The 15,578-nt window shown below is 45.6% G+C and carries 11 protein-coding genes; 7 read left to right on the plus strand and 4 right to left on the minus strand.

All coding sequences use genetic code 11. The features are described 5' to 3' along the window. Positions 1-72: 72 nt before the first annotated feature. From MVI27_RS07140 to MVI27_RS07150, 3 genes are all read right to left on the minus strand, one after another. Complete coding sequence (locus tag MVI27_RS07140; RefSeq protein ID WP_246960124.1) at positions 73-1,002, minus strand: hypothetical protein; 930 nt, start codon at positions 1,000-1,002, stop codon at positions 73-75. A gap of 1 nt (position 1,003) precedes the next feature. Then, positions 1,004-3,913, minus strand: coding sequence for a peptidoglycan DD-metalloendopeptidase family protein (locus tag MVI27_RS11910; RefSeq protein WP_246960125.1), 2,910 nt, complete (start codon positions 3,911-3,913; stop codon positions 1,004-1,006). A gap of 230 nt (positions 3,914-4,143) precedes the next feature. Further along, positions 4,144-4,977 carry a DUF4280 domain-containing protein gene (locus MVI27_RS07150; RefSeq protein WP_246960126.1) on the minus strand — a complete coding sequence of 278 codons (834 nt, stop codon included), beginning with the start codon at positions 4,975-4,977 and terminating at the stop codon, positions 4,144-4,146. Between the two features lie 333 nt (positions 4,978-5,310). Between MVI27_RS07150 and MVI27_RS07155 the strand changes: the two genes are divergently transcribed. Further along, positions 5,311-5,745, plus strand: coding sequence for a cold shock domain-containing protein (locus MVI27_RS07155; RefSeq protein ID WP_246960127.1), 435 nt, complete (start codon positions 5,311-5,313; stop codon positions 5,743-5,745). Positions 5,746-6,031: 286 nt separating this feature from the next. Next, on the plus strand, positions 6,032-7,015 hold the full coding sequence (locus tag MVI27_RS07160) for a hypothetical protein (protein WP_246960128.1): 984 nt from the start codon (positions 6,032-6,034) through the stop codon (positions 7,013-7,015). Positions 7,016-7,096: 81 nt separating this feature from the next. Here the strand turns inward: MVI27_RS07160 and MVI27_RS07165 are convergent, their stop codons facing one another. After that, positions 7,097-8,089 (minus strand): SDR family oxidoreductase, encoded by a 993-nt coding sequence (locus MVI27_RS07165; protein ID WP_246960129.1) that lies wholly within the window; start codon positions 8,087-8,089, stop codon positions 7,097-7,099. A gap of 220 nt (positions 8,090-8,309) precedes the next feature. Here MVI27_RS07165 and MVI27_RS07170 point away from each other — a divergent pair, with 220 nt between their 5' ends. The 5 genes from MVI27_RS07170 (at position 8,310) to MVI27_RS07190 (ending at position 15,492) form a co-directional block, all read left to right on the plus strand. Further along, positions 8,310-10,310: a BCCT family transporter gene (locus MVI27_RS07170; RefSeq protein WP_246960130.1), complete on the plus strand. Its 2,001-nt coding sequence runs from the start codon at positions 8,310-8,312 to the stop codon at positions 10,308-10,310. An 11-nt stretch (positions 10,311-10,321) separates the two neighbouring features. After that, complete coding sequence (locus MVI27_RS07175) at positions 10,322-11,116, plus strand: PhzF family phenazine biosynthesis protein (protein WP_246960131.1); 795 nt, start codon at positions 10,322-10,324, stop codon at positions 11,114-11,116. A gap of 126 nt (positions 11,117-11,242) precedes the next feature. Further along, a complete protein-coding gene (locus tag MVI27_RS07180) occupies positions 11,243-12,766 on the plus strand; it encodes a SulP family inorganic anion transporter (RefSeq protein WP_246960132.1) in 1,524 nt (507 codons plus the stop codon). Between the two features lie 68 nt (positions 12,767-12,834). After that, a complete protein-coding gene (locus MVI27_RS07185) occupies positions 12,835-13,374 on the plus strand; it encodes a DNA-3-methyladenine glycosylase (RefSeq protein ID WP_246960133.1) in 540 nt (179 codons plus the stop codon). A gap of 78 nt (positions 13,375-13,452) precedes the next feature. After that, positions 13,453-15,492, plus strand: a complete 2,040-nt coding sequence (locus MVI27_RS07190) for a dipeptidyl peptidase 3 (RefSeq protein WP_246960134.1) — start codon at positions 13,453-13,455, stop codon at positions 15,490-15,492. The last annotated feature ends 86 nt before the right edge of the window (positions 15,493-15,578 follow it).

Consider the following 15,578-nt stretch of genomic DNA (forward strand, 5'->3'; position numbering starts at 1 on the left):
ACATTTCCATAATTTCAAAATAATGACTGTGCAACAATCTATGATCTGTTTAAGCGCGAAATTCTGAGTATTTTATTCTAAGTCTGCTTCAGCTATTTTAGTGCAATCAGTTTTTGTTTCAGCAATTTTTTCAAATAGTTTCGCGGTCGATCTTTTCAAATTAAAATTAACGATCTGATTGCATTTCTCTGTGTACCTATCTTGCCATGATTCAGTTTCAGTCTCAATTTTCAATAAAATAAAATCGTTTTTATTGCTTGTAATCAGGTATTTTTTTTGAAAGTATCCTCTATCGGGGAATGACGTGATGATTTCAAATCCATTCTTTGTTTCGTTAATGTCAGAAACCTGATTCCCTCCATCTTCCGAAAAATTGGTACTCTTTAACGCAAAATTAAAATTGTTGTTTTTATCTCCCAAAAAGATTAATAATTCATCTCCCTTGTATCTGGAACTGCTTATGATCTTGTCGTGTATTCCGTCTTTATTAACATCAAATGTTTTTATAAAATAATTATCATTATCGATGTAGTCACCGATATCATAATCGTTACCAAAACTCCCGCTCGTGTTTTTAGATGGTCTGAAAGACCATTCTTTTAAAATAATTCCATTATTAGATAAAACCAGTATCGTTTTTTGTCCTCTTGGAACATTATTTATCTTAATGTTATCTTTAATTGAATGAATATCCACGACATCAATTATTTCATATTGCTTCATATCATCATTAGCAATAAGTTTATTTAATGTTGCCACAAGATTTTTGGACATTCTGTTTTTATATAATGTAACAGAAATACTATCTATCTCTGTTTCTTCAGATCTAACAAATACATAGTCAATAAGTTCGTCTTCTGCATAATATTTTTTACCTTGAAAAAATTCGGCATTTTGTGTACTTGGTGCCTCTTTCTTAACCACTTTATTATCAGAGTTTTGTCCATTACAAGAGATGGCTACGATACATATTAGTAATGTACCTATAATTTTTGCTTTCATGTTAAATTCCTGTTTGTGTTTCTTTATTAGGGTTTCTGTCGACGTCGGCTCCTAATTCCTGAATGGTTGTGAGCGGGTCCACTTTTCCTCCTGTTCTCTCGCCCGTAGTCCTTACCTCAAAATGTAAATGATTCATCTTCGCAGCTTGACCTTCAGCGTTTCCGGTTTGTCCAGTTTTTCCTATGGGTGCACCTAACTCAACAGAATCACCTGCATTTATACTTATTTCAGATAAGTGCGCATAAAAGAAATAGTAGCTTTGTCCTTTGTAAGTACCTTTTATATTAATTGTTTTTCCGTATGTATCAGATTCATATATTTCATGTACTTTTCCCTTTACGCACGCGTAAACTTGTGTTCCTGCCGGTGCATAAAGATCTAGTCCGTCATGCTTTCCAGCAATTCGCACTGGAGCATCTCCGTGATCACTAGAACTTGGGTGAAACCCACTATTATACCAGCCTCTTAATTCCATTTTACTCAATGGATGGTGCCAGTCACCTGTTTTTAAAATCTGATTTTTTCCACATTTAAAAATATCTATTTTTTTTAGTTCTGTTAAATATTTTTTCCGTTCTGCAAGACCATTATCTCCGCCATTAATTAGATAGGATATTACATCTATATCATCATTATCAGCTACTAAATTTAAATTAACACTTCCGTATCCGCCAAATGCACTTTCATAGTTAATTTTGGGATATGAACGTGGATTCAAATTATATCGTTGTTTCGCATCACTTGATGGAGCCCACGAGGATCCTTTATTCAACTTTTTTCCTTGCTTCCAGTACCAACCTGCACTATCAAACGCGTATTCTAGATTAGTTGCCATTTGAGCATAATTCGAAACGATAGTGTCATCACCTTTATAGTCAGAATACCTTTCGTAAGCTTCTTTATGCGTTATCTGAATAATCCCTCTTCCTCGATATGGGTCATATTTTGGCGTATGCGCACTGTCATACTCTTGCGTGGAATAAAACCTGTCGGTTTCATGATAACATTCAGCAATAAAATAAACTTTCCTTATGCAGGAATTGATCTCATATTTATTCATCACGTCGTTAAGTTTTGCTAACATGGATGATAGTGAAGAATCACTTGGGCTGGCACCACCAGCATTTTTTGGCTTCCATATGTCGCTGATCTCTAAATTTTCTGACGCTCGCAAATATTTTAAGATTTCTTTAAGTTCGCTTTCGGTTAGATTCCTGTTACAAGAACATCTATTGCCTATCTCAAAATACGCTCCCTCCCCTTTCAGAAACTCCTTCTTGTGCTCCTTACTGCCGGTTGCACTCACCTCCAGCCACAGCATTTCTGTTTCTTTTCTGTAAACCGGAAAAGTAACGGTGGCACCGCTGGCGTAGGTTTTCGTTTCCAGTGCTTTTTTCACGTCGTCTGCGTGCGCTGTCTTGCCTGACTCCAGTTTTGGGTTGCCATGGCTTCCGTTGGTGGCATTCTTTACAATGGCGGCTGCAAGCTCTGCTTTGTTGCCATCAACAACGCCGTAGCTGTTTTTAAAAGTGTAGGTATAGGTTCCGTCTAGCCGGCCCTTGTTGAGTTTCTCTTTCCATTTTGCCAGATCGTCATCGCTTTTCGGGCGCAACTGCACCGGAATGGCCAGCATTTCAGAACTGATCGGTTTACCTTCGGCGTCTTTTCCTGTTTCTACCTTCGCAAGAGCTCCGGTAAAAGTTGTTTTTTCCGTGCGGTCAACTTCCGTCAACGCCTCCGTTGAATTCATTTTAGCTTCGCTTATCTGGGAAATAGGGAGCGCAGCTCCTGCAGAACCCTGGATAATACCATCTTTTTCTTTCACGGTAATGGTCGCGTTTTTCTCCTGCAAAAGGTAAGTGGACACCACCAGGTAAACCTTCTCTTCCAACGGAGCGCTTCCGATTTTTTTAAACTCTTCACCTAACGCAAAAGTTTTAAAGGTGACTGTTTTATGGCTGGTCGTATCCGTACCGTATTCAGTTGCGGTCAGCGCTGATGCAATCGCCTCCTTGGTCGTATATTTCTTTTCAGTTTTTAATTTATCGTTTACCTTTCCGACACTTAGAATAGCATTGGCCACCTTTTCTTTGTTTACAGTGTTAGAAGTATTATTAGCAGCCTTTTTACCACCGAAGGTGTAGGTATAATTTCCGGCTTCCTGACCGGTTAATTTTGTAAAATCCTTCTTTGCAAAATAAGCGTCGATAATTCCTTCAATTTTAGTATCCTTTACAACAGCATCACTTTTGCCGTCCGGAATGGGATTCGTCGGTGGCTGGTCTACGGTAGCCGTTCCGCTCGCCTGCTGGGAATCTGCTGGCTGCCTTTGGCCAGTATTGTTTTTATTTTCTTCTTTTTCCTTCGCGGGTGTTGCAGGAGCAGATGCAGCCGGAGCCGGAAGATTTTGCTCCGGTTTTGGCGCCGTCGGTGCTGGACTAGTGGCTGGCACCGTATAATATGGATTAGCAACATGAACATTATTGGTTGCATGTTTTTTATGTGCATAATATTCCACTGTGACATAAAACTCCAGCTGCGAGTCCACTTCACCTTTTGCGGCCTGACGCATCAGCGCAGCGGTCAGCGCAAATTCCGCCACAGCAATTCCGTTCTTATTTACTTTTGCTTTTTTTGACTCAATCGGCTGATTACCGGCATGATGTCCGGGACCGGTTTTGTCATCTTCCCAGAGCGTAAACACCAGTTCTTTGCCGAGCATATTCACACAGGTGGCCTGCGCACGAAGTTTTTCGAAAAAACTGAATACCGTGCCTTTGGAATTATCGACATACAAAAGTTCTACCTTATTAATTTTAGGAATGGCCGCCGGTTTGGGCGTGATGACTAAACCGCGCCCTTCCGGATGGAAAAGATATGCTTCAAGCCGATAGGTCTCACCTGCTGCCACCTGGCCGAAAGTAAAATGATTAACGCCTTTCTTTCTGATATGCGTGGTAGTGAAGGTACCGTTCCGTCGCTTTTTAAATAATTCCCAGGTAACCAGTGAACTATTTCGCTGCCGGGCTGTGGTGCCCGCATACCATTCAGAAACCTGATAGGTTGTTTTTTCACCAATAACCGGTGCGGTATTCCCTGAAATTTTTGAAACTCCTTTTTTAGCCATCTCATTAATTTTAATTACCAGGCTTCGCCTTCAGTGCCAAACAGTTCCTCGCTCAGTTCTTCAATATCTACCAAAGGATTATAAATCCTCTGTTCATTGGGATTCGCTTTCGTCAAACTGCTTTTTCCCAGTTCGCTCTGCTGCCCGTGTTTCATAATGGTAATTTTTCCGCCCACGGCACATTGCAGTTCCGAAATTTCGGTAACACAACTTTTTCCCATGACTTTCACCTTGTCATATGTTTTCTGCCATTTGCCTGCTGGGGCATAACTGCACGGGAGGTAGCTGCTGCCCGATGGCTGTAACTTACATTGCGAACCAAAAGGCTGCGCTGACGGGTTAAATTGAAGATCTTCTTCCGTAACGGCAAGGTAATCCGCCTGTCCGTCCCCATCATTCCAATAATGTTTTTGATGGCTACTGACCTTAAAAGAGGGAAACGCCATCCCCTGATCACACTGGCATTTTCCGCGTTGCACCACAAAATGTTTCCCATCATGCGGACTGGCAGAGGCTGCAGGTTGGTCTTCCTGATTAGTTGAAGATACCGCTGCGCCTGATGTATCGGTGGCAGCACAGCTTTCCGGCTGGTTATTATCAGGCTTATCACCAGAAGCCTTACTTTCTCCAGTCGGGTCTGCTGACTCTGCAACATCATCAGAATTTTCCAAGCCCGGCTGTTCAGGGAAATGCGAAATTTCTTCCTCCGGAATTTCATTACTTTGACTGAGCTGATCCGCCGGATTCGGCAGATGATGCCTGGTCTGCAGGTTGTCATCCATGTGCAAATCATTCTTTTCTGACCTATTATCAAAGGTTTCACCGTCTTTTGTTGGATAAGTTGCCATAATGCTCGGGTTTACATATTGTTTCAAATTACTTTTGCATTATCGTAAAAAAACAGAAGTGTCTGATTAATAACGTACTGCGTTAAAGGTAGAAAACATAAAAGGAGAAGCATGTAGTAGTTTTACTACAAATTATCTTTTTCCTATTCTGCGGTGTCTGCTAACCTGACCAAAAAGCCAGCAGTGACCTTACTAAGCACCATTCTAATTTGCTTTTCTGATGACTTAAAAAAATTAAAATCTGGCTGTTTAATTAATTCTGATAAATAGATCTTGTTTCACATTAAAATATTTCGTACCTTCTGACATCATTTAAAATACAACCAAAAATTTATGGCAGATTCTTTTTCAAAGAAGGAAAAACTTAAGAAAAAACTCGAAAAGCAAAAAGAGAAAGCTTTGCGCAGAGAAGAGCGTAAAGAAAACAACGACAAAGGCAAAGGGCTGGATGACATGATTATGTATGTGGATGCCAACGGACAACTCACTTCCACACCTCCGGACCGCAGCGAAGAGGAAGAAATTGAACTGAGCGATATCCAGCTTGGCGCAGCGCCTATTGAACCGGAAGAAACGATCAAAAAAGGAATTGTCACGTTCCTGAGCGATAAAGGCTACGGTTTTATTACGGAAGAAAAAATGAAGGAAAATGTCTTCTTCCACAATACCAGTACCTCAGAGGAGCTCAAAAAAGGCAACCGCGTTTCTTTTGAAATCGAAAAATCACCGAAAGGCCTCGTAGCCGTCGATATCAAACTGATCAAATAACGGTCTGCGCGTCACTTTGTACGCAAACATTTGTCGTGAATCTTTTTCAGATTTATTCTAAAAATATCCAACCTTCACTCCGCCATGAGTGAAGGTTTTGCTGCTTGGGTAGCGGTGCGTTGATCTACCGCTGTTAGAGCTTTGAGCTCTAACAGCGGTCTTGGCGTCTGAGATCGCCAAAATCGTAATATTTCCACAAAGAATCATCGGTACGTCTGAAAATTTTGACATCTTACTATAACCGTCGATTCTCATTATCTTTGCACCGTAAAAAAACGCATCTGTTATGGCAGTATCCCTTTTTAATCCTTTTGATGACATGATTTTCGAAGAGCAGTTTTGCTTTTTGACCGGTGATCTGACGACCGAAAAAATGTCGGTATTTCCGGAGTGGCTGCTGGCGCATTTCAAATTTGCAGATGACCGGATTGAAATGATGGATAAAACCAAAGTCTATCGTTACAAAGATTTACAGCTTCCGTGTTCGCCACGCGTCAAAAAAGCTTTTGATGATTTGGAACAAACCTTTCGTTCAGCCTACGAAAATGGTTATGAAGGAATGGCTGCGCTGGAAGATCGTTTGCTGTTTTTGTGGGCCGGCCGCATTGTCTATGGTATGCTGTATTATGAAATGCAATATGAAACGCAGCGGTTGCGGAAGATGGGGGAAAGCTTCGAGCTCTCCGATATGCTGAAGGAAAGATTCGGCAACTTCCATTTAATGTTGCAATCAATTGTGGAACCCATCGAATTTAGCGCGCGCAAACCCTGGAGTATTGTTTTGTTTCCGCTTAAATATTCGGATGATATTGTAAGTTACCGCGATGACACAGTCAATCTCTTGTTTCAGTTTGGTGTGAACGGTTTTGGATTTATCGCCTGCCTGCAGGATAATGGTGTGCTGGCGGAGCGTGAAAGCGAAGTGGTTGAGCAAATTAAAGGGCACACCCTCCACCCTATTCAGTTTGAAGAATTGTTTGCACGTTTCCATTATGCCGATTATATTTTGCAGTACCATCCCCAGTATGAAATCACCGAGACCCAGCGCGGACTATTTATCGAAGCATTGCCTGTGGTCCCGAACGAGAACCGGCCGCTATTCGGTTTCTGGGATGAGGATATGTTTGCCCAGTTGCTGGCGAATTACTGGTCCGTTTATGGGATTACCCGCGAAGAAATTTTCCGTTACCCTCGTCCTGTGCTGAGTTATCTGCAAAAACCCTATACGGCGGAATTCATCAATCCTGAAAGTATTTCCCTCCCGTGGTAAGAACTTTTCGGAGTTGATACCTATAAAAAACGCGCTTCAGAACTGATTTCTGAAGCGCGTTTATTTATACTAAGCTAGTGACTAATTGGACACACCACCCAGCACGCCGATAATCTGTCCGGTTATATAAGACGAACAGGAAGGTGCCGCCAGAAACACGTACGACGGCGAAAGTTCTTCCGGCTGCGCGGCGCGTTTCATGGGATTGGTGGAGCCGAATTTTTCCACATCTTCTTTTTTCTGGTCCGCGGGATTCAATGGGGTCCAGACCGGGCCGGGCGCTACGGCATTCACACGAATTCCTTTTTCTACCAGATTTTTCGCCAGAGATTGGGTAAAAGCATTGATTCCGCCTTTCGTCAGCGAGTAATCAATCATCTTATCATTCCCGAATAATCCGTTGACCGAACTGGTGTTGATTATCGTATCGCCTTCCTGCAGATGCGGCAGTACTGCACGCGCCATATAGAAATATCCGTACAGATTGGTTTTCATCGTCATGTCAAACTGGTCATCAGTGATCCATGACATATCTTCGGCATGCGCCTGAAAGGCGGCGTTGTTTACCAGAATATTTACTTTACCCAACTCTTGTATGGTCTGCTCCACTGCAGCCTTACAAAAACCGGAATCGGAAACGTCACCGGATATAATGATGGCACGACGGCCTTCTGCTTCCACATCCTTTTGGGTTTGTTTTGCGTCTTCATGTTCGGTCAGGTACACGATCGCCACATCTGCGCCTTCTCTGGCAAACAGGACCGCCACGGCGCGTCCAATGCCCGAGTCGCCACCGGTAATGATGGCCACTTTGCCGTCGAGCTTGCCCGAACCTTTGTAATCCGGCGCCTTGTATTTCGGCTGCAAGTCCATATCGGCTTCCAGGCCGGGCTTTTCCAGCTTTTGTCCCGGAAACGGCGGTTCCGGTTCTTTGCGCTCCCCGGCCTGTGCAGCTTTTTGCTGATCGTCCTTTTCTTTCTGTGCGGCAGCTTCTTTATCTTTTTTACCAATAAAATCTTGGATCTTCCGCTGCTTTTCTGCTACTTCTTCGGCTTTCTTACTGTACTCGCTCATTGTTTTATTATTTTGTGTTGATGTTGGACCTGAATTTCAGCAAGAACTGTGCAAAGCGGTTTTAACTTTTATAATTAAGGAGAACATAAGCAAACGTACTGTGGTCTTTCGATTTTCAAGATCGCGTTGTATTTCCTGTCTTTCTTCACTTTCAGAAGCGAAACAGTGTTGGCGCATTTTTGTACCTTGGAGTTTCCAAATCCGTCAGAAATACATTTCCATGTTCAAAACAACTTTAACAAAAGGCATTTTTCTGCCCAGCCTCATCTTTATTTTACTGGTCTCCGTGATCTCGGTTTTGTATCCGGACACAACGGAAAATGCACTGAACCTTATTAAAAACTTCATTTTCGTTAATTTTAATTGGGTATACGTCTGGGCAGTCACCGCCTTTGTTATCTTCCTGGTGTATCTGCTCTTCAGTAATTTTGGTAACATTAGGCTGGGGGATAATGACAGCCGCCCCGAGCATTCCTTTTTTTCCTGGATCGCCATGCTTTTTTCCGCGGGAATGGGAATCGGATTGATGTATTTTGGTGTGGCGGAACCCATGCAGCATTATACCTCTGAAGTTTTTGGTGCAACGCACTACGTAAATAAAGCTAAAAACGCGCAGCTCTACACCTTTTTCCACTGGGGAATTCACGCCTGGGCGATCTACGGGCTGGTTGGGCTGACACTTTCCTATTTCGCCTACCGCCTGAAAATGCCACTTTCACTCCGGAGTTGTTTTTATCCTTTGCTTAAAAATAAATCCGGCGGTCCCTGGGGAAATGTGATTGATGTTTTTGCGCTGTGCAGTACCTTTTTCGGGATCACCACCACACTGGGCTTCGGCGTGGTTCAGATTAATTCAGGACTGCACATTCTGGATGTGGTACCGGATACCAGTTTCATGTACCAGGTTTTAATCGTGGGCGTGCTGGTTTCACTGTCCATCACTTCTGCGCTCACAGGTGTTGATAAAGGAATTAAAATCCTGAGTAATACCAATGTTTTTCTGGTGGTCTGTCTCCTGCTTTTTGTTTTATTTTTAGGTCCCACCACTTTTCTGATCGGAAGTTTTACGGAAGGCCTCGGCAACTATATTAATAACTTTTTTAATCTGACGTTCAATACCCACGTGTACAATCAGGAAGTATTGCCCTGGTTTTATGACTGGACCATTTTATACTGGGCGTGGTGGATTTCCTGGTCGCCGTATGTGGGCTTGTTTATAGCCAAGATTTCGAAAGGGCGTACCATCCGCGAATTTGTTGTGGCCGTATTGCTACTTCCTTCCCTGTTTAATTTTATCTGGATGACCGTTTTTGGCAACAGTGCTATCTGGTTTGATTTAAACATCGGCCAGGGTGCATTGAGTGCCCTCGCAGGCGATCCCGATGCCCTGATGTTCCGCTTCCTGGAATACCTGCCTTTTTCCACCATCGCGAGTTTCCTCACAATTATTATTGTCATTGTCTTTTTCGTGACTTCTGCCGATTCCGGTATTTTTGTGATGAACAGCATTGCCACTCAAAATGCGGAGAAGTCGCCGAAATGGCAGCCCGTTCTTTGGGGCGTACTGCTGGCAGGGCTGTCCTTGTTGCTCCTCAACGCCGGAGGACTGAAAGCCTTGCAGAGCATGACCTTAATAACGGCCTTACCTTTTTCGGTCATAATGATTCTCTTTATTATCAGCCTGACCAAAGCCCTGTTTATTGACCGCGCCTATTACGAGCGCAGCTTTAATACGACCACGATTCCCTGGTCCGGCCGGTTATGGAAGCAAAGACTGCAGCGGATCGTGATGACCAAAGACAAGTCGTATGTCCGGAATTTTATCAATACGACCGTTCGCGAAGCGTTTCAGGAATTACAGGAAGAACTGAAACAGAACGGAATCACTTCTAAAATTAATGAAAGTGAAAATCCGATGAGGCTGGAACTGGAAATAAAGTATGACGTCATCAATAATTTTGTTTATGGTGTGGAAACATCTGCCAAAACAGTTTCAGGCTATATCGTGGAGGAAGCCAACCTGCCGGCCGCAAAGGAAAAAGGAGCCTTTTATCCGCGTGCGTATTTCGGTGACAGCCGCGACAGTTATGACATTCAGTATTTCACCAAAAACGAGCTGATCTCTGATGTGCTGAAACATTACGACCGCTTCCTCGATATTGTGGCTGAAGAAAAAAATGAAATGTTTATTAAAACAGGGAGTAATGAAACCCTTACCTAAATACCATGACAATGGAACTGACACTTTATCAGATTGACGCCTTTACCGATACTGTTTTTAAAGGCAATCCGGCCGCCGTTTGTCCGCTCACTGAATGGCTTCCCGCGGAACTCATGCAGCAAATCGCCGCGGAAAACAACCTGGCGGAAACCGCTTTTTTTGTTAAAAAGGATCACAATTACGAACTCAGATGGTTCACACCGACAACCGAAGTTGACCTCTGTGGCCACGCGACGCTTTCGGCTGCTTTTGTCCTCTTTCATCTTGAAGGACACAGCGGAAACATTATAGAATTTCATTCGCCCCGAAGCGGACGCCTGACCGTGCAGCAGCATCCCGACGGATTTTTAGCTTTAAATTTTCCGGCCGATACTTTGTCGCCGCTTTCGCTGACCGAAATTCTGGCAAAATGTGTCGGCACCATGCCAGCCGAAGCATACCAGGGCGCGGCAGATTATCTGCTGGTTTTTGATAATGAAGAACAGGTCAGAAACTTCACACCGGATATTGCGCACATCTCGAAAATTCCGGCGCGGGGAATTATCTGCACGGCACCCGGTAGCGAGGTAGATTTTGTATCGCGCTTTTTTGGGCCGCGTGTGGGCGTGGACGAAGATCCCGTGACCGGCTCGGCGCATACCACGCTGATTCCGTACTGGTCTGAACGGTTGCAGAAAGATGAAGTTACCGCGAAACAAGTTTCCCGGCGCGGCGGATTTCTTAAATGCAAAAACCTCGGCGACCGCGTGGAGATCAGCGGAAAGGCCGTCCTGTATTTAAAAGGCAGCATAACTGTTTCTGGTTAATACAGGCATTAACGCTGCAGGAGAAGGAATTTCTTTTCAGAACAATAACAGCGGCGCAGGGTTTTCAATTAAATGTCGTTTTTTTGCACAAAATTTAATGCAGCCCCTCGCTGCCCTCATTAACACATGCATGCCGTTACCCGCCTCTTCAACTTTAATCAGAAAATAAATTACCAAAAGGAAATCCTTGCCGGCCTCACCGTGGCGATGACGATGATTCCCGAGTCGCTGTCTTTTGCCATCCTGGCCGGACTGTCGCCGCTCACGGGACTGTACGCTGCCTTTCTGATGGGCCTGGTCACCGCGGTTCTGGGTGGCCGCCCGGGTATGGTTTCCGGTGGTGCCGGCGCGACCGTCGTAGTCCTGATTGCGTTGGCCGCAACACATGGCGTGGAATATCTTTTTGCCGCCGTGTTGCTTGCGGGAACACTGCAGCTGGCCGTAGGCGTCTTTAAGCTGGGAAAATTTGTACGCCTGATTCCACAACCGGTCATGTATGGGTTTCTGAACGGGCTGGCCGTCATCATCTTTATGGCGCAGCTCGCTCAGTTTAAAGCCAGCGGTACCGACGGCTGGCTGGAAGGTGCTGCCCTATATATCATGGGCGGGCTGACCTTGCTGACCATTGGCCTGGTTTGGTTCGTTCCAAAAATAACGAAAGCTGTACCGGCCTCACTTGTCGCGATTGCAGTGGTGTTCGCCCTGGTCTTTTTCCTGGACATTCCGACCAAAAAAGTGGTGGATATTGCTTCCGTCAGCGGCAGTTTTCCTTCCTTTCATCTTCCAGTGGTACCCGCCACGTGGGAAACGCTTACCATTATCTTCCCTTATGCACTCGTCATGGCCGGCGTTGGTTTGATTGAAAGCCTGCTGACTCTGAATATGGTGGATGAGATGACAGGCTCGCGCGGAAATGCCAACCGCGAGGCGGCAGCTCAGGGGGTGGCCAATATGGTGAACGGTGTGTTCGCCGGTATGGGAGGCTGCGCGATGGTGGCCCAAACCTTAGTCAACATCAATGCCGGGGCGCGGGCACGGCTGTCTGCCCTCATCGGAGCGCTCACCATCCTTTTTGTAATTCTGGTCGCGAGCCCGGTAATTGAACAAATTCCCATGGCTGCACTGGTGGGTGTCATGATGATGGTCGCCATTGGCACTTTCCAGTGGGCGAGCCTTCGCATCATTAACAAGATGCCGAAACACGATATCTTTGTGGGAGTTCTAGTGGCGGCAATCACGATCCTGCTGCATAATCTCGCGTTGGCAGTTCTGATTGGCGTCGTTATTTCCGCACTGGTTTTTGCCTGGGAAAGCGCCAAAAGAATCCGCGCGCGTAAGTTTACGGACGCACGCGGCATCAAACATTATGAAATGTATGGCCCTTTGTTTTTTGGTTCGGTAAGTCCTTTTATGGAAAAGTTTGATGTGGCGGGCGATCCGGCAGAGGTGGTCATTGATTTCCGCGAAAGCCGCGTAGCGGATATGTCGGCGATTGAGGCGCTTCATAAACTCACCGCCAGATATGAGGCAGCAGGCAAGAAAGTCCACCTGAAACACCTCAGCCCCGACTGCCGGCGTCTTCTGAAAAACGCCGACAGCGTTATTGATGTGAATGTACTGGAGGATCCGGAATACAAAGTGATGTCCTGACTTATGCTGCTTGTGTCAAGGTAATCCTTCGCTGAGGTCCGGCGGTACATATTTTGGATCCTCAGGGTATGTCAAAACGTTTACTTCTCCCCTTCTTTCAGCAAAGCAATGCGGTTTTAATCGCACAGCAGCTCCTTGGTAAAACATTGGTACGCCGTTTTGAGGATGGCCGCGAACTGCGCGGACAAATCACCGAGACAGAAGCCTATTTTGGAACCGATGACCTCGCGAGCCACGCCAGCAAGGGCCGGACGCCACGCACGGAGATTATGTTCGGCGATGGAGGTTATGTTTATGTGTATCTTATCTACGGCATGTATTGGCTGCTGAATATGGTCACCGGTACAGAGGGTGCGCCCGAAGCCGTGCTGATTCGTGGGCTTACTACCGTCAGTGGTCCGGGACGTCTCGGAAAACTGCTCGAATTGGATAAAAGTTTTTACGGCGAAGATCTCAGCACTTCAGAAAGACTGTGGCTGGAAGACAGTTCCCTGGCCGGAACGGTCACAGCTACACCGCGAATCGGCGTGGATTACGCCGGCGAAATCTGGAAGAACATGCCGTGGCGGTTTGTCTTAACGCCCGATCAAAATAATCATAGAAAATAACTTCTGTTAACGCGATGTCCGTCAAGGGAGGTGAGGCCTTACAATCCGGAAATAAATATCTTTGTATAAATCTCAGTTATGAAACAAACCAAAATAACCTTGTTAGCGCTGGCGGCAGCTTTGCTGTTTTCCTGCACAGCTCAACAAAATACAGCAGCATCAGGAAACAATCAGGAGCAGACCCGTCCGAATGAACAAAACAGCATCGACCGTTTTGCCGATGTCGAAGTCCTGCGGTACGATGTGCCCGGCTGGGACAATCTTACATTAAAGGAAAAGGAATATGTGTATTACCTGAGCCAAGCGGGATATGCCGGACGCGATATCAGCTGGGATCAGAATTATAAGAACAACCTGAAGATCCGCCGGGCGCTGGAACATGTGTACGAAAATTACAAAGGAGACCGCAACAGTGCTGACTGGAAGAATTTTGAAACCTACCTGAAACGCATCTGGTTTTCCAACGGAATCCATCATCACTATTCCAATGACAAGATCCGGCCAGCTTTCACGCAATCGTATTTCGAGCAGCTTCTAAAACAAACAAACACCAAACTGGAGGCTTCGGTAGTCGCTATATTATTTAATGACAAAGATGCCAAGAAAGTAAACTTAGATCTGAACAAAGGTTTACTGCGCGGTTCGGCAGTTAACTTCTACGGGGAAGGTGTTACCGCTGCGGAGGCAGAACAATTTTACGCCAACATGAAAAGCCCTGACCCGAACAGGCCGCTTTCCACAGGCCTGAATTCCAAACTGGTGAAAGAAAACGGCAAGCTGAAAGAAATGGTCTGGCGCAGCGGCGGCATGTATGGCGCTGCCCTCGATAAAATGATCTACTGGCTGGAAAAGGCCAAAACGGTCACTGAAAATCAAAAACAAGCGAACGCACTCGATCTGCTCATCAAATATTACCGCACCGGCGACCTAAAAACCTGGGACGATTATAATATCGCCTGGGTGGAAGCCACCGAAGGAAACATTGATTATAACAACGGCTTTATCGAGGTGTACAGCGATCCGCTGGGACACAAAGGTTCTTATGAAAGCGTGGTGCAGATTAAGGATTTCGATATGTCTAAAAAGATGGAAGTGCTGTCCCGAGAAGCGCAGTGGTTTGAAGACAACTCGCCGCTGATGCCGCAACACAAGAAGAAAAACGTGGTGGGCGTGAGCTATAAGACGGTGATCGTGGCTTCCGAGTCAGGAGATTCTTCACCAAGCACGCCGATTGGCGTCAACCTGCCGAATGCCGACTGGATCCGCGCAGAACACGGCTCAAAATCCATCTCACTGGGAAACATCATCGAGGCCTATAACAAAGCAGGCGGTTCCGGCCGGCTGAAAGAATTCGTGCACGATGAGGAGGAACTGCGACTGGCACAAAAGTACGGCGAGCTCGCCGGCAAACTGCACACAGCGCTGCACGAAGTGGTGGGCCACGCTTCCGGCCAGATCAATCCGGGTGTGGGAACACCAAAGGAAACTTTGAAGAGCTACGCCTCCACCATGGAGGAAGGCCGTGCCGACCTGGTAGGCCTGTACTATTTATACGATCCGAAACTGCAGGAACTGGGCCTGGTTGACAACTGGAAAGAGGTTGGCATGGCGGCGTACGATAACTACATCCGCAATGGCCTGATGATGCAGCTCGTCCGCCTGGAACCGGGCGCCGATATCGAGGAGTCGCACATGCGCAACCGCCAGTGGGTTAGTGCGTGGGTGTTCGAGAAAGGCAAAAAAGACAACGTCATCGAGAAAGTGGTTCGCAACGAAAAAACGTATTATAACATTAATGATTACGCAAAACTGCACGAGCTGTTTGGCCAGTTACTGCGCGAAACCCAGCGGATCAAATCCGAAGGTGATTATAATGCGGCCAAAAACCTAGTGGAAAATTACGGCGTAAAAGTAGACCAGGCGATTCACCGGGAAGTGCTGGAGCGTAACTCGAAATACGATGAAGCGCCCTACCGCGGTTTCGTCAATCCGTATATCACCCCGGTGATGGGTGCCGATGGCAAAGCAACGGATTATGTCCTGAAGTATCCGAAAACCTTTGCCGAGCAGATGTTGTATTACGCCAAAGAGTACAGTTTCCTGCCCGATGACAACTAAAAATCATCTCAGTAAATGCCGAAAGTCAGTGCCTGCCACTGGCTTTCTTTTTGCTTTTGCGTTACTTACGATTGAAAGGAAACTGC

Source organism: Chryseobacterium salipaludis (assembly GCF_022968825.1).
GTDB classification, from domain to species: domain Bacteria; phylum Bacteroidota; class Bacteroidia; order Flavobacteriales; family Weeksellaceae; genus Kaistella; species Kaistella salipaludis.